Here is a 22,095-nt window from a genome sequence, read left to right on the forward strand (position 1 = left end):
AAGGTCAAGAATAATGATTCTGACCTTTTTATTTTACTCGACAAGCACAAATGTGCGATAAATATAAAAAAAGAGAATTTGTTCAGTGATATATTGACGGAATAAGAGAAAGATGATAAATTTGAGTTACAAACAAAAATAAAACGCTTTCAAATAAAAGAAAGATATATTTTGTAAATAAAAATAGGAGTAACGTTAAATATGGAAGTGATTGTAGCTGATCAAATCATTATGGGGTTAATCTTGCATGCTGGGGATGCCAAACAGCATATTTACCAAGCTTTATCATTGGCAAAAAATGGTGAATTTGAAAAATGTGATGAGCATTTGAAATTGGCAGATCAGGCATTGTTAGAAGCTCATAATCTACAAACCGAGTTTTTGGCACAGGAAGCGGGGGGAACAAAGACAGAAATCACAGCTTTGTTTGTCCACTCTCAGGATCATTTGATGACCAGTATTACAGAAATTAATCTTATCAAGGAAATCATTGACTTGAGAAAAGAATTACAAGTGAAAAAATAAATCATCAGGAGGATGAAGATATGATTAAAATTGGGCTGTTTTGTGCAGCAGGTTTTTCAACAGGAATGTTGGTCAATAATATGAAAATAGCTGCGAAAGAAGCTGGTTTAGAGGTTGAGATTGATGCTTATTCTCAGGCCAAGTTAGCAGATTATGCACCAAACTTGGATGTTGCTTTGTTAGGACCACAAGTAGCTTATACTTTGGATAAGTCAGCTGCCATTTGCGAAGAGAACCATATTCCAATTGCGGTCATTCCAATGGCGGACTATGGCATGCTAGATGGTAAAAAAGTATTGAATCTCGCTTTGGGGCTTTTGGAACAAAAATAAGGAGCTTAGTTATGGCTAAAGTAGATACTCAAAAAATTATTGCGCCGATTATGAAATTTGTTAATATGCGCGGTATAATTGCCTTAAAGGATGGCATGTTGGCAATTCTCCCCTTGACAGTTGTTGGAAGTATCTTTCTGATTGTAGGACAGTTACCATTTGAAGGACTCAATCAAGCAATTGCAGGTATTTTTGGGAAAAATTGGACTGAGCCATTTATGCAGGTTTACTCAGGAACTTTTGCGATTATGGGTTTGATTTCCTGTTTCTCCATAGGATATTCTTATGCTAAAAATAGTGGTGTAGAGCCTCTGCCAGCAGGGGTGTTATCCGTGTCCTCGTTCTTCATTCTTTTAAAATCTTCTTATGTACCGACAAAAGGTGAACCTATTGCAGATGCTATCACTAAAGTTTGGTTTGGTGGTCAGGGGATTATTGGAGCTATTATTATTGGTTTGGTTGTCGGTAGTATCTATACCATGTTTATTCAAAAGCATATTGTTATTAAGATGCCAGAGCAAGTTCCGCAAGCGATTGCTAAGCAATTTGAGGCTATGATTCCAGCTTTTGTGATATTCTTCCTTTCCATGGTAGTTTATATTCTTGCTAAAATGCTAACAAAAGGTGGCACTTTTATTGAAATGATTTATGGTGTGATTCAAGTACCATTACAAGGATTGACTGGTTCCCTTTACGGTGCAATTGGTATCGCCTTTTTCATCTCCTTCTTATGGTGGTTCGGTGTGCATGGGCAATCTGTTGTCAATGGTGTAGTGACTGCTCTATTGCTTTCAAATCTGGATGCCAATAAAGCTTTGCTTGCTGCTGGAAAGCTATCTGTTGGTAAAGGGGCGCATATTGTTACTCAGCAATTCTTAGATAGTTTCCTAATCTTATCTGGTTCAGGTATCACTTTTGGCTTGGTAGTAGCTATGATCTTTGCAGCTAAGTCCAAGCAATACAAAGCACTAGGAAAAGTTGCTGCTTTTCCAGCAATCTTTAATGTCAATGAACCAGTTGTGTTTGGGTTTCCAATTGTTATGAATCCCGTTATGTTCTTGCCTTTTATTCTTGTACCTGTTTTAGCGGCTGTAATTGTTTATGGTTCTATAGCAATTGGCTTTATGCAGCCATTTTCAGGGGTGACCTTGCCATGGAGTACACCAGCTATTATTTCTGGTTTCTTAGTGGCAGGATGGCAAGGTGCTCTCATCCAAGTTGTCATTTTAGCTATGTCAACTCTCATCTATTTCCCATTCTTTAAATTCCAAGACAATCTTGCTTACAGTAATGAACTGAAAGCGGAAGGATAAACTACATTGTATCACTGTAAAGAAATTATTTTAATGTTGATTGAGCACAAATGTGCAAAAAATCTTTAATTCGATAATTGATTATAAATGATTGAATTTTTGCATCTTGCATGCTACAATAGTTACGAAAGAAATAAAAATAATTTCATAAGAAAGGTTGTGCTGTGATGACTAATGTAAAAGAAATAGAAAAAACGACTATACAAACGAGTTATTTTGGTAGTTTAACGGACCGAATGAACAAGTATCGGGAAGATGTGCTGGACAAGAAACCTTATATTGATGCTGAACGTGCTGTTCTTGCGACAAGAGCTTATCAAGAGCATAAAGAAAAGCCAAATGTTCTGAAGCGTGCTTATATGCTTAAGGAAATTTTGGAAAATATGACGCTTTATATTGAAGATGAGACCATGATTGTTGGAAATCAGGCTTCGTCTAATAAAGATGCACCTATTTTCCCAGAGTATACTTTAGAATTTGTACTCAATGAATTAGATCTTTTTGAAAAGCGCGATGGCGATGTTTTCTATATTACAGAGGAAACTAAAGAACAAATCCGTAGCATCGCTCCTTTCTGGGAAAACAATAATCTCCGCGCTAGAGCTGGTGCTTTACTTCCAGAAGAAGTTCAGGTTTATATGGAAACTGGCTTCTTTGGAATGGAAGGAAAGATGAACTCTGGTGATGCTCATTTGGCAGTCAACTATCAAAAATTGCTTCAATATGGTTTGAAAGGTTTTGAAGAAAAAGCTCGGGCAGCTAAGGAGGCCTTGGATTTGACAGATCCAGCTAGTATTGATAAATATCATTTCTATGATTCAATTTTCATTGTAGTGGATGCTGTGAAAGCTTATGCGGAGCGTTTTGCCGTCTTGGCTAATCAATTAGCTGAAAAAGCAGAAGAGCCTAAACGCCGTCAGGAGCTCTTAGAAATTGCTAGAATCTGTTCTAAAGTACCGTATGAGCCAGCATCAACATTTGCTGAAGCTGTTCAATCTGTTTGGTTTATCCAGTGTATCCTCCAGATTGAGTCTAACGGACATTCGCTCTCTTATGGCCGCTTTGATCAGTACATGTACCCTTATGTTAAGGCAGACTTGGAAGTTGGTCGTGAGACAGAAGCTAGTATTGTGGAACGTTTAACCAATCTGTGGATTAAGACGATTACCATAAATAAAGTGCGCAGCCAGGCTCACACATTCTCATCTGCGGGCAGTCCCCTTTATCAAAATGTGACAATCGGGGGTCAAACGAGAGATAAAAGAGATGCAGTCAACCCGCTTTCCTACCTTGTGTTGAAATCTGTAGCTCAAACTCATCTTCCTCAGCCAAATCTGACTGTTCGCTATCATGCAGGTTTGGATCCTCGCTTTATGAATGAGTGTATTGAAGTCATGAAGCTTGGTTTTGGTATGCCAGCTTTCAATAATGACGAAATTATCATCCCATCCTTTATCGCAAAAGGCGTTTTGGAAGAAGATGCATACGACTATAGTGCCATCGGCTGTGTGGAAACTGCCGTGCCTGGTAAATGGGGCTACCGTTGTACGGGTATGAGCTATATGAACTTCCCTAAAGTGCTTCTCATCACTATGAACGATGGAATTGATCCCGCATCTGGCAAGCGTTTTGCACCAAGTTTCGGTCATTTTAAAGACATGAAGAGCTTTGCTGAGCTGCAAACGGCTTGGGACAAGACTTTGCGCCACCTGACTCGTATGAGTGTCATCGTGGAAAATTCTATCGACCTGTCTCTTGAAAGAGAAGTGCCGGATATCCTCTGCTCAGCTTTGACAGATGATTGTATTGGACGCGGTAAGCATTTGAAAGAGGGGGGAGCTGTCTATGACTATATTTCTGGTCTCCAAGTCGGTATTGCCAATCTATCAGACTCACTAGCAGCAATCAAGAAGCTAGTCTTTGAAGAAGGCAAACTGACTCCAGCTGAACTCTGGCATGCGCTTGAAACAGACTATGCAGGTGAGCGTGGCAAGGAGATTCAAGAGATGTTGATCCATGATGCACCGAAATATGGTAATGATGATGATTATGCGGATAAGTTGGTGACTGATGCTTACGATATTTATGTGGATGAAATCGCTAAATATCCAAATACCCGTTATGGACGCGGTCCAATTGGCGGTATCCGCTACTCAGGAACATCTTCTATTTCAGCCAATGTTGGTCAAGGTCGTGGTACTTTGGCGACACCAGATGGCCGCAATGCAGGGACACCGCTCGCTGAAGGCTGTTCTCCATCTCACAATATGGACAAGAATGGTCCGACTTCTGTATTGAAATCTGTTTCTAAATTGCCGACAGATGAAATCGTTGGGGGCGTTCTGCTCAATCAAAAAGTGAATCCTCAGACCCTGTCTAAGGAAGAAGATAAAATTAAATTGATTGCTTTACTTCGTACGTTCTTTAACCGTTTGCACGGTTATCATATTCAATACAATGTTGTTTCTAGAGAAACCTTGATTGATGCGCAAAAGCATCCTGAAAAACACCGTGATTTGATTGTGCGTGTTGCAGGATATTCGGCATTCTTCAATGTACTCTCCAAAGCAACACAAGATGATATTATCGGACGTACAGAACACACATTATAAAAGAGGTCCAGTTTATGGAATTCATGCTTGATACATTAAATGTAGAAGAAATAAAAAAATGGTCGCAAGTTCTCCCCTTGGCAGGAGTGACTTCTAACCCGACCATCGCTAAAAAAGAGGGAGAGATTGATTTCTTTAAACGCATCCAAGAAGTTAGAGAAATTATTGGGGAAGCTCCTTCCATTCATATTCAGGTTGTTGCCAAAGACTATCAGGGAATTTTAAAAGATGCAGCTGAAATTCGCAAACAGTGTAGTGGAAATGTGTTTGTCAAAGTACCTGTAACCCCTGAAGGTTTAGCCGCTATAAAAGTTTTAAAAGCAGAAGGTTACAAGATTACGGCAACTGCTATTTATACTATTTTCCAAGGTTTGTTAGCCATTCAAGCAGGTGCAGATTATTTAGCTCCTTATTATAACCGTATGGAAAATTTAAACATTGATTCAGATGCAGTTATTGGCCAATTGGCGGATGCGATTGCGAAAGAAGGTTCATCTAGCAAAATTTTAGCAGCTTCCTTTAAAAATGTAGGACAAGTCAACAAGGCTTTTGCTGATGGTGCCCATGCTATTACAGCAGGTGCAGATGTCTTTGAATCAGCTTTTGCTATGCCGTCTATCTCAAAGGCAGTGGATGATTTCGCTACCGACTGGGCAGTGATTCACCATCAAGAATTTATTTAAACTAGTTATAAAAATTATTCCAATAGCTTTGAGGCATTCTAAAAATCTAAAAAGTTGTTAAGAAGTTAGAAAAGCTTTTAGAGCTGTTTCATTAAAGAAAAAGAGGTGTCTTATGAACATTTTTGCAAGTCCGTCTCGTTATATTCAGGGTGAAAATGCCCTCTTTGAAAATGCCAGTCAAATCCTCAAATTAGGTAGTCGCCCTGTGTTGCTTTGTGATGATGTCGTCTACCAGATTGTTGGAGAGAAATTTCAGGCTTATCTAACTCGATATGGTCTTCATGTGCTGCATGTTAGTTTTAATGGTGAAGCTTCGGATAATGAAATCAATCGGGTAGTCGCTTTAGCTGAAAAAGATGGAGCCGATCTAGTGATTGGTCTTGGCGGTGGAAAAACAATTGACAGTGCTAAGGCAATTGCAGATTTATTGGGAAGTTCCGTCGTAATTGCACCGACTATTGCTTCAACAGATGCACCAACATCAGCTCTTTCAGTAATTTATACTGAGGAAGGAGCATTTGAGAAATATATTTTTTACACCAAGAACCCAGATCTTGTTCTGGTAGATTCAAAGGTCATTGCTCAAGCTCCAAAGCGCTTGTTAGCTTCTGGAATTGCAGATGGTTTAGCGACTTGGGTTGAAGCGCGTGCGGTTATGCAGGCAAATGGAGAGACCATGCTAGGACAAAGACAGACTTTAGCAGGCGCAGCTATTGCCCAAAAATGTGAAGAAACTCTTTTTGCAGATGGTTTACAAGCACTGGCTGCTTGTGAGGCGCAGGTGGTAACACCAGCCCTTGAGCATATCATTGAGGCTAATACGCTTCTCAGCGGTGTTGGTTTTGAAAGTGGTGGATTGGCTGCGGCTCATGCCATTCACAATGGATTTACAGCTCTGACTGGTGATATTCATCATCTGACTCATGGAGAAAAAGTAGCTTATGGAACGCTAACACAGCTCTTTCTTGAAAACCGTCCAAAAGAGGAATTGGAAAAATATATTCGTTTCTATCAGAAAATTGGTATGCCTACGACTTTGGCAGAAATGCATTTAGAAAATGCCAGCTATGATGATTTGCTCAAGGTTGGTAAGCAAGCTACTATTGAAGGTGAAACCATTCATCAGATGCCGTTTAAGATTTCAGCATCTGATATTGCGGGTGCTATCCTAGCAGTCGATCGTTATGTAAACTCCTTATAAAAATAAAAAGAAACAAGTCTGATTAGATTGGACTTGTTTTTTCGTGTAGTAGAAGACAACATTCCTATTTTAGATTTCCTCCAGTTATGACTTTCATAATGAATACAGTGGCTAAGAATATTGAAGAGAGAGTTAACATGATATTATACTGGATAAATTGAGTGTAAAGGAATATGAGGATTCCCTTTAGGGATAGTGGTAAGTAATACTAAAGCCTCTTTAAGAGGCAAGTGACGAGTCAAGAGCAGTGAGGCTTGAACAACGTGAAAGCCAGCGTCTTTAGGCACTGGCTGGTAATTTGGGATTATAGCCCTAGTGAAAACCACCCGTTAGACGGGTGGTTATGTTTTTCTACACTTTTTTTAGATATTTGCCCTCTATTTTAAGAAGTGAAAGTTTTAGCATTGATTAAAGCGCTTTCTCGGCATAAAATGGACATGGGAAGTCGCACATGTCTATTCCATTTCTGGAACGAAAGTGCATGTTATGGATTATCTTACTATTGTCAGTCAATCGTCCAATTATTGGCTAAATAAATTGATAATAGAAAATAGTGAACTCAGTATCATACATCATCTAGTAATTGATAGAGTAGGAGGTAAATGTAAAAGCACTGGGAGAAGTGTGATGTGAGACTACTATTTCAAATTAAGAAAGGAGAAGATGATGAGAAAAAATCATTCCCTCAAATTTTCCATAGGTGCTTTTGCAATCATCGCTGGGATGACAATCTTAAGCGCCTTTTCTGCTTATGCTGATAATGAGCAAACTATACCTGAACAGCAGTATCTTACGACAATAGCAGAAAAATTGACAAATAAGCATAGCAATGTGGAAAATTCTAAGCAAGAGTTGACTTTTAAAGATGTACCCAAGCTTCGTCCAAAAGAAGTTACCTTTGCTACTTGGCAAGATCTATTAAATTGGAAGCCAGGTGCTCGCCCAGATGATGATATTAATCGTTCTAGTGTTCCTCTGGCTTCGCGTTATCAGGGAAGCTTAATAAATAAAACTGCAAATCCAGAAGCGCAGCTGCAGGCTTTATCGAATATGAATTCTAAAGCTGCTACTCGTTCGTCAGTTGGTGATGAGGAATTTAATGCTTATGCTTTTGATTATTGGCAATATGTGCATTCAATGGTTTACTGGGATGGCCTCGTTCCAACACCAGATGTGATTGATGCTGCACATCGAAATGGAGTGCCTATTTATGGTAGTCTATTCTTTAATTGGTCTACGAAAGCAGAGGATCAGAAACGTTTGTTGGAAGCGATGAAACAGGATTCAGATGGAAGCTTCCCTATTGCTAAAAAGCTAGCAGAAATTGCTAAATACTATGGATATGATGGTTATTTTATCAATCAAGAAACATGGGCAGGAAATTTACCTGGATTACCGACTAAAATTCGAGATTTTATAATCTATTTGAAAGAATATTCGCGTTCAATTGGTCATCCTTTAGCTGTTTCTTGGTATGATGCTATGCTCAATAATGGTAAACGTGAATATATCAATGGATTAAATGACCAAAACGACTTTTATCTGAAAGCAAGAGAAGCAGACAAAAAAATTGCAGCAGATACGTTGTTTGCTAATTTTAATTGGACTAAATCCAGTATTGACGAGTCTGTTAAGCATGCAAAGACAATTGGTCGTAATCCTTATGATGTGTATGCTGGTCTTGAATTGCAAAAAGGTGGCTCTTATAAAACGGATGTTAACTGGAATAGCTTGCTTGATCCGTTAACCAAGAAACTCAAGACTTCTCTTGGGTTGTTTGCTCCTGATACCATTATTAGTTTCGGAAAGACAGGCGAGGAATACCATCGGCATGAAAATCGTTTCTGGACAGGATTTCAAGGGGATCCAACTGTCGAACAACCTGCAAACCAGAAATGGCGAGGTATCAGTAATCTCATTGCGGATAGGACACCAATTACGGGGACGACTTTTAATACTTATTTTAATACGGGTCATGGCAGAAAATGGTTTGTAGATGGAGCGATTTCCAAAGATGGTCCTTGGAATTATCGTTCTGTGTCTGGTATTTTACCAACTTGGCGTTGGTGGATTCAATCTACGGGACAAAAATTGAATGCTGACTATGATTTTGAACAAGCTTTTAATGGCGGAAATTCTCTGAAATTTACTGGAAATCTAACAGAAAAAACCAAACAAGATATTATGCTTTACTCTACTAAGTTGGAAGTAAAATCTACAAGTAAATTAAGAGTTTCTTATCGTGGAGGTGCAGGAACGACAATTCAAGTTGGTCTTGCTACATCATCAGATTATAAAACTTTTGAATATCGTACCTTAACCCTTTCCTCAGATAATAAATGGAAAACGGACACGCTTGATTTATCTTTTTTAGCAGGTAAAACTATTTATGGTATTAAACTCACTGTCAGCAATGAACAAGCTGTTTCTAACTATCAATTCAATCTGGGACAGCTCGGTATTTTTGATACAGACACTGCTCCTTCTGCACCTAGTAACGTAGTCATCAAAAATAAAGTGATTAAAACTGCACGTGAGGCAGAAGCAACTCTTACATTTAAAGCTTCTCAAGGAGCAGATTATTATGAAGTGTATCAGGAAATTGGCAATAAATGGAAATTAGTGACAGGATCTTCTAGTACGAATATCTACCTTTCCAAAATCAGTCGTTTAATATCTGATAGAGGAGAAAGTCAACGCCTGAAAGTCGTTGCTGTAGGTAAAAATGGTGTTCGTTCTACAGAAAGTATTATTAACTTTAATTGGGGATTGGCAGCAGATGATACGACAGATCCAAAACCTGAGGCACCAAATGTTGTTTTAGGCGCTGTTGTAACAGGCACAAGTCTTGGAAAAACAAATAAAAATGAAGGTCCTGAAAATATGCTGACAGGTACAATCACTGGCTTGTCTGATAAATGGTCCAGTTCTGCTAGTCAGGCTTCTGTTGATATCAAATTGACACAACCACGTACGATTGTCCGTTGGGTAACAGAACATGCAGGCGCAGGAGGTGAGTCAGTCAATGATGGACTTATGAATACCAAAGATTTTGATCTTTATTATAAAGATGAGGCTGGTAAGTGGCAATTGGCAAAATCTATTCGTGGCAATAAAGCGCATGTTACGGACATTACTCTTGACCGTCCTATTACCGCGCAAGAATGGCGACTTCATGTCATTACATCAGATAATGGTACTCCTTGGAAAGCTATTCGGATTTACAATTGGAAAATGTATGAAAGTCTCAATAAAGAAACACCTAACATTCCTATGCAACATACAGCTATCCGAGATTTAGGTAATAATCGCATCCAAGTTGGCTTTAAAAACGTTCCAGCAAACACAACCGTTAATCTATATGATTCAAAAGATGCTACTAAGCCAATTGCAACGCATAAAACTACTAAAATGGGAAATGTCATTTTTAAACCTATTGACTTTAAAAAGAGACCAAGAGTTTTATACTACCGTACGCAAGCAGACGGTATGGATTTGAGCAATCGTTTGGCCATTATCATTCCGCCAAGAGCAGGTACTGAAAAGCCTGATAAACCCCAAGATGACAATCCTACAAAACCTTCTGATGCTGATAAAATGATGACATTAGTAGACAAAGATGGCCAAATCAAGGTGATAGGTACTGCGAAAGCTTTAAATGGTGCAACACAGGTCAAGGCGCAGATACCAACTGAAACACCTCCAGCACTAAAAGGAAAAAATTATCAATTGTATGATATTACTTTGTATAATGCAAAAGGCGAGAAAGTACAAGTTATGAGTGAAGTGACTGTTCTGATGAGAAGCAAGGGGAAGATTAGCAAAGTTTATCATGTCTCAAACAATAAGCTGGAAAATCTTCCTTTTACGCAAAATAAAGATTTAACGGAAACTACGTTTAAAACAGCTCATTTCAGTCAATATGCTGCCGTTTATGAAAATACAAAATCAGAAAATCCTGATTCTACATCACAAACGAAACCATCTGCATCGAATCATTCACAACAACCCAACAAATCTAAAAATCAGTCGCCTACAAATAAAACAGCATTGCCAAGTACAGGTAGTACTGACAGCCATCTAAGTTTATTTGGAGTCGGATTAATCGTATTTGTTTATCTTGGAATCATCAGAAAAAAAGAATATTAAATCTATTGTTACCAAAATATTGAATTGTCGTACTTGAAAAAGAAGGGCGATTCAAAGCGAAAAAGTCAGGTAATATGTTAAATGAGGTGAGAGCTTGTTATAAATAAAAAAGAAAGATAATGAGTAGAGGCTGAGACACTATTGTCTCAGCCTCAGTTTGTTATATTTAAATCTTGTCAAACTGTTGTTTTTTGTCTCTTGACTTCCTAAAAGTTCTAACTACCTTTTCTATGGTAACCAGGAATGGTAGAAATCCAATTCTTTTCCGGAAAGAAGTTCATGGTGGGAAATACGGGTGTATTGTTTTTTATCCAATCGTACATCTTTGACGAAATGGAAATGGGAATAATTATGGTGGCTACGGATATCTAACCAATGCATTGCTTGAGGTAAGTAAATGCGCAAGTGGTTAAAGAGTGGAGTTCCTAGATCATAGTCCGCTTTTCCAGGACAGGTGGGATATAAGCCTAAAGCACTCCAAATATACCAAGCTGATAGACTGCCATTGTCTTCATCTCCGGGAAAGGCTTGGAAATTAGGATGAAAAGCTTGATTGCGAATGCTTTTTAAAATGAGACTGGTATATTCAGGATGAGCACTGTAGCGAAAAAGATAAGGGATATGAAAACTTGGCTGATTCGAAATAGCCAATTGTCCAAACCTTGCAGTAGCCATCTCACTCATCTCGTGGATTTCAAATCCGTAGCCTCCGATTTCAAAATGGGGGGTATCATTGCATAATTTTATCAGATAGGATGTAAAAATTTTCTCTCCACCCATCAGTTCTTTCAACCCTTCTATATCGTGGAGGATTCCTACAGTATTTTGAATAGCAGAGCATTCAGCATAGTCTTTTCCCCAACTGTAGGGAGAAAAAGCAGCTTTGAAGTTTCCTTGGCGATCTTTTGGTCGTATATAACCGGTTTGGGAGTCGAATAACTGTTTATAATTGAATGCCTGCTGAGCGTAATTTTGGGCTTCTTTTTTATATCCCAGTTTTTTAGCAAGAATAGAAATACAAAAATCACTATAACTATAATCGAGAGAGTGACTGACGCTTTCGTGATAATCAACTGGCAGATATCCTAATTTTTGATAATCTTCTGTACCGTGACGTCCGTATATTTGAGCTGGATCTTCTATGGTAGCGGTTTTTATCATAGCCTGCAAAAGTTCTTGTTCAAAATCTGGAATTAAGTCTTTTATTGCTCCATCCGCAATAACGCCATCAATCAAGGTTCCAGGCATCATGCCTCGCTCATCAGGAGCCAACCATTTAGGTAAAAATCCATTTTCATGGTAGAAATGGAGAAATCCTTCTAGGAAATCGTGGTACTTTTCAGGAGCCACTAGTGCGAGCAGAGGAAAGTTTGTACGAAAGCTATCCCAAAAGCCAATGTTGGTATATAATTTTCCACTTTCAACGTGTTGTTTTTTCAAATTCAGATGAATTTCTTGCCCCTGCTTGTTAATTTCGTAGAAAGTTTGCGGAAAAAGAAAGAGGCGGTAAAGAGCGTGATCAAATAGATGCCGATCAGCCTCACCTTGCTCTACAATATCAAAGCGGTTTAAATAATGTTTCCAATTAGTTTCAGCGCTTTCTTTTATTTCTTCAAACGTTCCACTAGGTAGGTTGAATTGTGCTTGATCAGATGAAATAAAGGAAGTGGCTAGAGTAGTTTCCAGGATTTCAGTGTTAAAGTCCAAGCACCAATCCGTTCCTAGACGAGAAATCTTTTGGATAACTTGACTAAACTGCAGACAAAGATGCATGATCAGAGGTCTTTTGGTGGTGTTCGTTTCTTCAATGATTTTTAGGAAAATGCTGTGAGGATTTAGTTGCTTAATATGTAGTTCAGCAGAAGTATGGAAAAGGAGACTTAATTTTTTATTCTCTAAACTTGTGAAACGTAGCTTGGCTCCATAGAGACTGGGTGTTATTTCTGTGCTTAATTGATAACGATTAGAATAGAGCTTTAGATAATGTGGTTGAAATGTAGCTTCAGATACTAGATAAGAAGATTGTCGGTAAAGTAAATCTTCCTCTTCAACTTTTTCTGTTACTGGTGTAAGTAGCAACCAAGAAAAATCTCCTATCCAAGGACTCGGTTGATGAGTCAGGCGAATACCTTGAAAAATAGGAATAGTGGGATTAAAATACCAAGCTTCGTTCAAATGGCTAGTCTGAGGGACAAAGTAATTCATTCCAAATGGGACACCGGTGTAGGGAAGTGTATTGCCGTTAGAATAATGAGGGGTATTCTCTGTCCCATAGCGAGTATCAATACTTTCAAGTACAGTTTTCATAAGCAGTTCCTCTTTTGATAGATTATGTAAGTTGATTATAACACGAAACAACAAGCAGATGTTGCTTGTAAAAAGATATTATCGAAAGCCCTTTAGTTTGTGTATATATTTTAAAAACAGTTTAGCCTATACTAGATAATGTAAACGAGTATGAAACGGAGGTATTCATGATTTATTCAAAAGAAATAGTCAACAAATGGCTAGACTCTATCGCTCAAATAGCTAAAAATCATCCTGCTTGGATAGCGGTATTTAAACGTTGTTATACAGATACTTTAGACAATACTGTAAAAATTTTAGAAGATGGCTCAACTTTTGTTTTGACTGGAGATATTCCAGCTATGTGGCTGCGGGATTCGACAGCTCAGCTCAAGCCTTATCTCTTTGTGGCCAAGGAAGATCCGAAAATCCGTCAAACAATTGCTGGTCTGGTCAAGCGTCAGATGGCACTGATTTTAAAAGATCCCTATGCCAATGCTTTTAATATCGCTGACAACTGGAAGGGACATCATGAGACAGACCATACGGACTTGTCCGGTTGGATTTGGGAACGCAAGTACGAAGTGGATTCTCTCTGCTATCCTCTGCAGCTAGCTTATCTCTTGTGGAAAGAGACTGGAGAAACGAGCCATCTAGATGCTACCTTTATTGCTGGAGTTAGAGAAATTCTTCGAGTTTGGACGGTAGAACAAGACCACAGCCAGTCTTCTTATCGTTTTGTTCGTGATACGGACCGCAAGGAAGATACCTTGGTTAATGATGGACAAGGTCCTGACTTTGCAGTGACAGGTATGACTTGGTCTGCCTTTCGTCCGAGTGATGACGCTTGTATTTACAGCTATCTGGTACCGTCTAATATGTTTGCAACAGTTGTTTTGAGCTATGTGGTAGAAATCTTTGACAAATTGAATCTGGATGGAGCTGAGGAGATTGTTCCTCATGCACAGCGCCTGCAAAAGGAAATCAAAGAAGGAGTTGAAAACTATGCCTATATGAAAAATGCCAAGGGTGAAAAGATTTACGCTTTTGAGGTGGATGGTTTGGGAAATACCAGTATGATGGATGATCCAAATGTGCCAAGCCTTTTGGCCGCACCATATCTCGGTTTTTGTTCGATAGATGATGAAGTCTACCAAGCTACACGTCGTACCATTCTGAGCTCAGAAAATCCTTACTACTATGAGGGTTCGTACGCTGCAGGGTTAGGCAGTTCGCACACCTTTTATCGCTATATCTGGCCGATTGCCTTGGCTATTCAAGGATTGACCACTCATGATAAGGAAGAGAAACGTCGGATTCTGGACTTGATGGTAGCCTGTGATGGTGGAACGGGAGTTATGCACGAAAGCTTCCATGTAGATGATCCAACCAAGTATTCTCGTGAATGGTTCAGCTGGGCCAATATGATGTTCTGCGAATTAGTATTAGATTATTATGACTTAAAGATTGAGGTATAAAATGGAAAATATTACCGTACATATTATTTCTCATAGCCACTGGGACCGCGAATGGTATCTCCCTTTTGAATCCCACCGTATGCAGCTGGTAGAGCTTTTTGACAATCTATTTGATCTTTTTGAAAATGATCCAGATTTCAAGAGCTTCCACCTAGACGGGCAAACTATTGTTTTGGATGATTATCTAGAAATCTGTCCTGAAAATCGGAACAAGGTGCAGCGTTACATTGATGAAGGCAAATTGAAAATTGGGCCTTTCTATATCTTGCAGGATGATTATTTGATTTCAAGCGAAGCCAATGTTCGTAATACCTTGATTGGCCAGCAGGAGTGCAAGAAGTGGGGCAAGTCCACTCAAATTGGCTATTTCCCAGATACTTTTGGGAATATGGGGCAAGCGCCTCAGCTTTTGCAGCAATCAGGTATTCATGTAGCTGCTTTCGGTCGGGGGGTGAAACCAATCGGGTTTGACAACCAAGTTTTAGAAGACGAACAGTTTACTTCTCAGTACTCTGAAATGTACTGGCAAGGTGCAGATGGCAGCAAGGTTTTGGGGATTCTCTTTGCTAATTGGTATAGCAATGGGAATGAAATCCCGGCAAATCCAGAAGAAGCGAAAGTTTTCTGGGAGAAGAAATTGGCCGATGTGAAGAGCTATGCCTCTACCAATCAATGGTTGATGATGAATGGCTGTGACCACCAGCCAGTTCAGCGCAATCTCAGTGAAGCTATCCGAGTAGCCAATGAACTTTATCCACATATCAACTTTGTGCACAGTTCTTTTGATGACTATGTGAAAGCTGTGGAAGCTGCCTTGCCTGAGGAATTGTCTATAGTTCAAGGCGAATTGACTAGTCAAGAAACTGACGGTTGGTATACTTTAGCTAATACTTCTTCAGCCCGTATCTATCTAAAACAAGCTTTTCAAGAAAATAGCAACTTGCTGGAGCAGGTAGTTGAACCACTGACTGTTATTACAGGCGGTCACAATCACAAAGGCCAGCTGACTTACGCTTGGAAGACTCTTTTGCAAAATGCGCCACACGACAGCATCTGCGGCTGCAGTGTCGATGAAGTTCACCGTGAAATGGAGACCCGCTTTGCCAAAGTTAATCAAGTGGGGGAATTTATCAAAGGAAACCTACTGGAAGAATGGAAGCAAAAATTAGATAGCCGTCAAGCAGAGAGTGATCTCCTCTTCACTGTTGTCAATACTGGACTCCATGACAAGGTAGATACCGTTTCTGTGGCTGTGACATTTGCGACCTGTGATTTCAAGGACGCCCATCCGACAGAAGCCTACCAGAGAATGGCGGATCTGACAATTCCAGATTTTGTTGTTAAGGATTTGGATGGCCGCTCCGTTGAAGCCAAAATCGAAGATTTGGGAGCTAATTTCCAATATGATCTACCGAAAGATCGCTTTCGTCAGGCTTATATTGCCCGCCAACTGCGCGTGACTTTGCCGATTCACCTAGCACCTCTGGCTTGGAAAACCTTTCAATTGCTTCCTGGTGCAAAAGAAGAACATGAAGGCCTTTATCGAAATGGCGTGATTGACACTCCATTTGTAACTGTTAGCTTTGACAAACACTTGACTGTCTATGATAAGACAACTCATGAAGCCTATGAAAACTTCCTCCGTTTTGAGGATCGAGGCGATATTGGGAATGAGTATATCTACTTCCAGCCAAAAAATACAGAGCCGATCTATGCAAAACTGGCTGACGTTAAGGTTCTGGAAAACAATGCTCGCTATGCCAAGGTGGAATTAAGCCATGAATTGACCCTGCCAGTAAGCGCAGATGAACTGTTGGAACAAGAGCAAAAAGGTATCGTCGAATTTATGACTCGCTCAGCAGGTCGTTCGTCAGAATTGACAAGCATGATCTTGACGACAGAGTTGACAGTCTTTGCGGATAGTCCGCAACTACGCTTTAAGACTCGATTTACTAATACTGCTAAGGATCACCGAATTCGTGTTCTCTTCAGAACTCATAACAGCAGTAAAACCAACGATTCAGACAGCATTTACGAAGTAGTTCATCGCAACAATCGACCAGCTTCCTCCTGGGAAAATCCAGAAAATCCACAGCACCAGCAAGCCTTCGTCAGCCTCTATGATGACCAAAAGGCTGTAACAGTAGCTAATAAAGGCCTAAATGAATACGAGATTTTAGGTGATGATACGATCGCGGTCACTATTCTGCGGGCAACAGGGGAGCTAGGTGACTGGGGTTACTTCCCAACTCCAGAAGCCCAATGTCTGCGTGACTTTCAAGTCGAGTACACAGCAGAATGCCACCAACCGCAAGAGCGTTTTGCTGCTTATCGTCGGGCTAAAGCCTTCCAAACACCTCTGACAGCCTTCCAAATTTCTAAACAAGAAGGAAGTGTCACAGCGACTGGACAAGCTTTCGAGCACCCTGCTCTGAAGTTAGCAGAAATCTGCCCGACAGCTCTTAAAGTGGCGGAAGACGAGTCAGGTATCGTACTTCGTTACTACAATATGAGCCAAGAAGAGCAGGAAGTGGTTTCTGATTCCAAAACTCTAGTTAACCTTTTGGAAGAAGTAGTGCCAGAAAAGCTAGGAGCCTTAGGACCACAGGAAATCCGCACAGAGCTCTTGAAGTAAGATTATGCTGACTACTGGGGTGTCTTGTCCCAGTCTTAGAATAAAAAACAGACAAAGGAGAAAATATGGTCATTGCAACAGTGGATATAGGCGGAACAGGTATCAAGTTTGCAGCTATGTCCAAAGAAGGAAAGATAGTAGAAAAGCAGAATATTGCTACACCTGACAATTTAGATGACTTGCTGGCTTGGTTGGATTCTTGCCTTTCTAAGCGAGATTACCAAGGCATTGCTATGAGTGTGCCTGGGGCAGTTGATCGAGCAACAGGAATTATTGGCGGTATTAGCGCAGTTCCCTATATTCACGGTTTTTCTTGGTATGATAAGCTAGCTTCTTATGGTCTGCCAGTTCGTCTAGAAAATGATGCCAACTGTGTTGGTTTGAGCGAACTTTTGGCTCACCCGGAGCTAGAAAATGCTGCTTGTGTTGTCATTGGTACTGGTATTGGCGGGGCCTTGATTCTCAATGGTAGGTTGCACCGAGGTAAGCACTATCTGGGTGGGGAATTCGGGTATATGCTCTTGTCCGAGCCTGCTGAGACACTGGGAAATTGGTCGCTCTTGGCTTCAACAGGCAGTTTAGTTCGCTCCGTTCAAGCTAGCACTGACTCGCAAGACTGGAATGGAAAGAAGATCTATCAAGCTGCGGCTACAGGAGATGAAACTTGCCAAGCAGCTATTGAACAAATGAACCGAAATCTTGCCAAGGGGTTGCTCAATATCCAATATCTCTTTGATCCGGATGTGATTAGTCTGGGAGGCTCTATCAGCCAAAATCCTGACTTTATCAAAGGTGTCCGCTCAGCGATTGCTTATTATGTCAATCGTTATGAAGAATATTCGGTGTCCCCAGAGATTCTAGCTTGTACTTATCAAGGAGAGGCTAACCTTTATGGCGCTTTAGTAAATTGGTTACAGGAGGAAGGTCAATGGCCACATTCTTAGGACTATCAAGTAAACAAGAAAAGGCTCTTATCCGTTTAGAAAAGTATTTGAACTTAGGAGAAATTGAAGTCAGTCTTGCTCCTAACTCAACTGTATCGATCAAAGTGGAAGGTTGTCAAGGACATTATCAAGTCAGTTATGAACAACCTCATCAGATCTATCGAGCTTTGGCCCTTTTATCTGCCGCTCTTAAATCAGGGCAGGATGAGGTTCATATTGTGGAAGAAGCAGCTTATGAGGATTTGGCTTATATGGTTGACTGCTCCCGCAATGCTGTTTTAAACCTAACCTCAGCCAAGAAGATGATTGAAGTCTTGGCCTTGATGGGCTATTCCACTTTTGAACTCTATATGGAAGATACCTATGAGATAAAAGACCAGCCCTATTTTGGCTATTTCAGAGGCCACTATACCGTCGAAGAATTACAAGAGATTGAAAACTATGCTGCAGATTTTGATTTGGCTTTCGTTCCCTGCATTCAGACATTGGCTCACCTGTCAGCTTTTGTCAAATGGCAGGTCCAGGAAGTGCAGGAACTTCGAGATGTTGAGGATATATTACTAATTGGCGAAGAAAAGGTCTATGACCTTATCGAAGGCATGTTTCAGACCATGGCGCATCTGCATACACGCAAGATTAATATCGGAATGGATGAAGCCCACTTGGTTGGCCTCGGACGCTATTTAATTCAGCATGGTTTCCAAAATCGAAGTCTCCTCATGTGTCAACACCTTGAGCGAGTTTTGAATATTGCTGATAAGTATGGTTTCCATTGCCAGATGTGGAGTGATATGTTCTTCAAGCTCATGTCAGCGGATGGCCAATATGACCGTGATGTAGAAATCCCAGAAGAAACCCGAGTTTATCTGGATCGTCTGAAACACAGAGTGACCTTGGTTTATTGGGATTACTATCAGGATAGCGAGGAGAAATACAATCGTAACTTCCGTAATCACCAGAAAATCAGTCAGGACATCGCTTTTGCTGGAGGCGCTTGGAAGTGGATTGGTTTTACACCAAATAATCATTTCAGTCGTTTGGTAGCCATCGAAGCCAATAAGGCCTGCCGACAAAATCATATCAAGGAAGTGATTGTAACTGGTTGGGGAGATAATGGTGGTGAATGCTCTCAATTTGCTATTTTACCTACCTTACAAATCTGGGCAGAATTAGCTTATCGCAATGATTTAACAAATGTTACACAGCATTTTCTGCTTAGTACAGGCCTTGATTTTGATGATTTCATGAAAATAGATTTGGCTAATCTCTTGCCAGATTTGCCAGATAATCTCAGTGGTATCAATCCAAATCGTTATATTTTATATCAAGATATTCTTTGTCCATTACTGGATAAGCACATTCGCCCTCAAAAAGATAGACTTCATTTTGAACAGGCGGCTCAGCAATTGAGAAATATTAGTAAAAGAGCAGGAAGCTACAGTTATTTATTTGCTACACAGGAACAGTTAAATCAAGTCTTAGCTCTTAAGGCTAGGATTAGCTCTCGTATTCGATCTGCTTATCAGAATAAACAAAAAACTATTTTAAAGACATTCGCCCTGGAGGATTTAGAAGTTCTTTATCAAGAAGTAGAGAAGTTTGCTGCATTGTTTAGCACGCAATGGATTGAGGAAAACAAGGTTTTTGGTTTAGATACGATTGATATTCGCATTGGTGGTTTGCTCAAGCGCATCAAACGAGCGCAAGAGCGTTTGTTGCAGTATGTTAATGGGGAAGTCGATTGTTTAGAAGAGTTGGAAGTTGAACTCTTGCCCTTCAATGATTGTTATACCGCACAAGGCTTTACAGTTACTAGTGCCAATCAATGGCATACGATTGCGACTGCTTCAACGATTTACACTACCTAATCAAAACATGACTTACTTGCGATCAATCTTTTTTAATAAACTAAAAGTGTCTTTTTCCTATTTTCGTCATATAATAAATAATTAGTAGAATTTTTTCTATAATTAGGAGTTTAGTTAAGGCCATGAAAAGGGGTATAATAAAATATGGAAGCGGTATCATTCTCAAAAAAGGAAAGGGGGATTTTAGTGAAAAATTTTGTAAAAACCTTAAAAGATAATGCAATTTTTTTATTCATGGTTTTACCTGGTGTCATTTGGCTGATCCTATTTTTCTATATACCTGTTTTAGGAAATGTGGTTGCTTTTAAAAACTTTAAACTAAGCAGCGAAGGTTTTCTCCATAGTGTACTGACTAGCGAATGGGTGGGGCTAAAGAATTTTCAGTTCCTCTTTAACTCAAAAGATGCTTTTACGATTACGCGAAATACGGTTTTGTACAATAGTGGATTTATTATTTTAGGCCTTATTTTCTCTGTAGGGTTTGCTATTGTCTTTAGTGAATTGCGCTCAAAGAGATTAGTGAAATTCTATCAAACAACAATGTTATTTCCTTATTTTCTTTCATGGGTTATCATCAGTTTCTTCGTTGATGCTTTCTTGAATCCAGGAAAAGGATTGTTGAACCATCTCTTGCATAATCCAAATATCAATTTTTATACAGTTCTGTCTTTTTGGCCAGCTTTCATTCTCTTTATTGGGATTTGGAAAGGGCTTGGTTACAGTAGTATTTTCTATTATGCAAGTATTATGGGAATTGATCCAACTTATTATGAAGCAGCTACGGTTGACGGTGCTTCAAAATGGCAGCGAATTCGCCATGTCACCATTCCATCTCTAGCTTCTTTAATTACCGTCTTGACAATTTTGGCAGTCGGAAATATCTTCCGTGCAGACTTTGGGCTTTTTTATACAGTTCCGCATGACTCTGGTTCACTTTATAGTGTCACCAATGTTCTAGATACCTATGTTTATCGTGGAATTTCCGGTACAGGGGACTTAGGAATGGCGTCTGCAGCAGGGCTCTACCAATCGATTGTGGGCTGTATTCTAGTTGTTGTAAGTAATTTAATCGTCCGCAGAATTGACAAAGAATCTGCTCTGTTTTAGAAAAGAGGAGACTATGAAATCGAAAAAAATTCAAAAAGAAAAGATTGATTATGTCGGTATTCATTCTTTTGATAAAAAAACAGACTTTTTCTTTAATGTCTTGATTGCAATTTTTGCCTTATCTTGTGTCTTACCTTTCTTCTTTGTGATTATCATATCTCTGACGGATGAAACAAGTTTGGTACAGAATGGCTTTGCTTTTTGGCCATCAAAGTTTAGCTTGGCGGGTTATGAATTTTTACTTTCTTTGAAAGATAAATTGTTACAGTCGCTTTTTATCACAATTTTTATTACGATTGTAGGAACCACTCTAAATGTCTTTTTCACAACGACTTATGCCTATGCTATTTCAAGGAGAACATTTAAATACAGACGATTTTTCACTCTTTTTGCCATGGCAAGCATGCTCTTTCAAGCAGGATTGATTCCAACCTATATTATTATGACAACCTTTTTAGGTTTAGGTGATACAGTCTGGGCATTGATTTTGCCACTGTTGCTTAGTCCTTTCAATATTATTCTGATGCGAACTTTCTTTAAACGAACCATTTCAGAGTCCATTATTGAATCAGCAAAGATTGATGGAGCAAGCGAGACAAGAATTTTCTTTCAAATCTGTCTACCACTGTCGCTTCCAGGTATTGCAACGATCACGCTTTTCACAGCGCTAGCTTACTGGAACGATTGGTTCAATGCCTTGCTTTATATCCGTAGCGATAACTTAGTTCCACTTCAATACTTACTGATAAAAATTCAGCAAAATCTGGACTATCTTTCTAAAAGTGTAGGAGCAAGTGCCCAACTTGCAGGTTTAACAAACTCTTTTCCTAAAGAATCAGCTCGTATGGCCATGGTGGTTTTAGCGACCGTGCCAATTGCTTGTGTTTATCCATTCTTCCAACGCTATTTTGTGAAGGGGTTGACAATCGGTGGTGTAAAAGAATAGTGCCTAATAGCATTGA

The 22,095-nt window shown here is 39.6% G+C and carries 14 protein-coding genes; 13 read left to right on the top strand and 1 reads right to left on the bottom strand.

Features of this window, described 5'->3' with window-relative positions:
- Positions 1–201 precede the first annotated feature (201 nt).
- The 7 genes from HMPREF1654_RS01620 to HMPREF1654_RS01650 all read left to right on the top strand — a co-directional run bounded on the left by HMPREF1654_RS01620 (position 202) and on the right by HMPREF1654_RS01650 (position 10,815).
- Positions 202–525, top strand: a complete 324-nt coding sequence (locus HMPREF1654_RS01620) for a PTS lactose/cellobiose transporter subunit IIA (protein WP_003036210.1) — start codon at positions 202–204, stop codon at positions 523–525.
- A gap of 20 nt (positions 526–545) precedes the next feature.
- A complete protein-coding gene (locus HMPREF1654_RS01625) occupies positions 546–857 on the top strand; it encodes a PTS sugar transporter subunit IIB (RefSeq protein WP_003036028.1) in 312 nt (103 codons plus the stop codon).
- Positions 858–868: 11 nt separating this feature from the next.
- Positions 869–2,170 carry a PTS sugar transporter subunit IIC gene (locus HMPREF1654_RS01630; RefSeq protein ID WP_003073224.1) on the top strand — a complete coding sequence of 434 codons (1,302 nt, stop codon included), beginning with the start codon at positions 869–871 and terminating at the stop codon, positions 2,168–2,170.
- 167 nt (positions 2,171–2,337) lie between these two features.
- Complete coding sequence (locus HMPREF1654_RS01635) at positions 2,338–4,782, top strand: glycyl radical protein (RefSeq protein ID WP_004233895.1); 2,445 nt, start codon at positions 2,338–2,340, stop codon at positions 4,780–4,782.
- 14 nt (positions 4,783–4,796) lie between these two features.
- Positions 4,797–5,465 (top strand): fructose-6-phosphate aldolase, encoded by a 669-nt coding sequence (locus HMPREF1654_RS01640; protein ID WP_004233923.1) that lies wholly within the window; start codon positions 4,797–4,799, stop codon positions 5,463–5,465.
- A 112-nt stretch (positions 5,466–5,577) separates the two neighbouring features.
- Entirely contained in the window at positions 5,578–6,666 is a 1,089-nt protein-coding gene (locus HMPREF1654_RS01645) for a glycerol dehydrogenase (protein WP_004234002.1), read from the top strand.
- Between the two features lie 666 nt (positions 6,667–7,332).
- Positions 7,333–10,815, top strand: coding sequence for an endo-beta-N-acetylglucosaminidase (locus HMPREF1654_RS01650; RefSeq protein ID WP_004234048.1), 3,483 nt, complete (start codon positions 7,333–7,335; stop codon positions 10,813–10,815).
- A 228-nt stretch (positions 10,816–11,043) separates the two neighbouring features.
- Here HMPREF1654_RS01650 and HMPREF1654_RS01655 read toward each other — a convergent pair whose 3' ends face one another.
- A complete protein-coding gene (locus HMPREF1654_RS01655) occupies positions 11,044–13,173 on the bottom strand; it encodes a GH92 family glycosyl hydrolase (protein ID WP_080568630.1) in 2,130 nt (709 codons plus the stop codon).
- Positions 13,174–13,289: 116 nt separating this feature from the next.
- Between HMPREF1654_RS01655 and HMPREF1654_RS01660 the strand changes: the two genes are divergently transcribed.
- The 6 genes from HMPREF1654_RS01660 (at position 13,290) to HMPREF1654_RS01685 (ending at position 22,079) form a co-directional block, all read left to right on the top strand.
- A complete protein-coding gene (locus HMPREF1654_RS01660; protein WP_004233952.1) occupies positions 13,290–14,579 on the top strand; it encodes a glycoside hydrolase family 125 protein in 1,290 nt (429 codons plus the stop codon).
- Position 14,580: 1 nt separating this feature from the next.
- Positions 14,581–17,214, top strand: coding sequence for an alpha-mannosidase (locus HMPREF1654_RS01665; RefSeq protein ID WP_004233768.1), 2,634 nt, complete (start codon positions 14,581–14,583; stop codon positions 17,212–17,214).
- Positions 17,215–17,279: 65 nt separating this feature from the next.
- Positions 17,280–18,158, top strand: a complete 879-nt coding sequence (locus tag HMPREF1654_RS01670; protein ID WP_004233845.1) for an ROK family protein — start codon at positions 17,280–17,282, stop codon at positions 18,156–18,158.
- Positions 18,143–20,026: a family 20 glycosylhydrolase gene (locus HMPREF1654_RS01675; RefSeq protein ID WP_004233903.1), complete on the top strand. Its 1,884-nt coding sequence runs from the start codon at positions 18,143–18,145 to the stop codon at positions 20,024–20,026. Before HMPREF1654_RS01670 ends, HMPREF1654_RS01675 begins: the two co-directional genes overlap by 16 nt.
- Positions 20,027–20,212: 186 nt before the next feature.
- Positions 20,213–21,133 carry an ABC transporter permease gene (locus tag HMPREF1654_RS01680; RefSeq protein ID WP_037589559.1) on the top strand — a complete coding sequence of 307 codons (921 nt, stop codon included), beginning with the start codon at positions 20,213–20,215 and terminating at the stop codon, positions 21,131–21,133.
- A 13-nt stretch (positions 21,134–21,146) separates the two neighbouring features.
- Positions 21,147–22,079 carry a carbohydrate ABC transporter permease gene (locus tag HMPREF1654_RS01685; protein ID WP_003073189.1) on the top strand — a complete coding sequence of 311 codons (933 nt, stop codon included), beginning with the start codon at positions 21,147–21,149 and terminating at the stop codon, positions 22,077–22,079.
- Positions 22,080–22,095: the final 16 nt, after the last annotated feature.

This window comes from Streptococcus intermedius SK54 = ATCC 27335, from assembly GCF_000413475.1.
GTDB classification, from domain to species: domain Bacteria; phylum Bacillota; class Bacilli; order Lactobacillales; family Streptococcaceae; genus Streptococcus; species Streptococcus intermedius.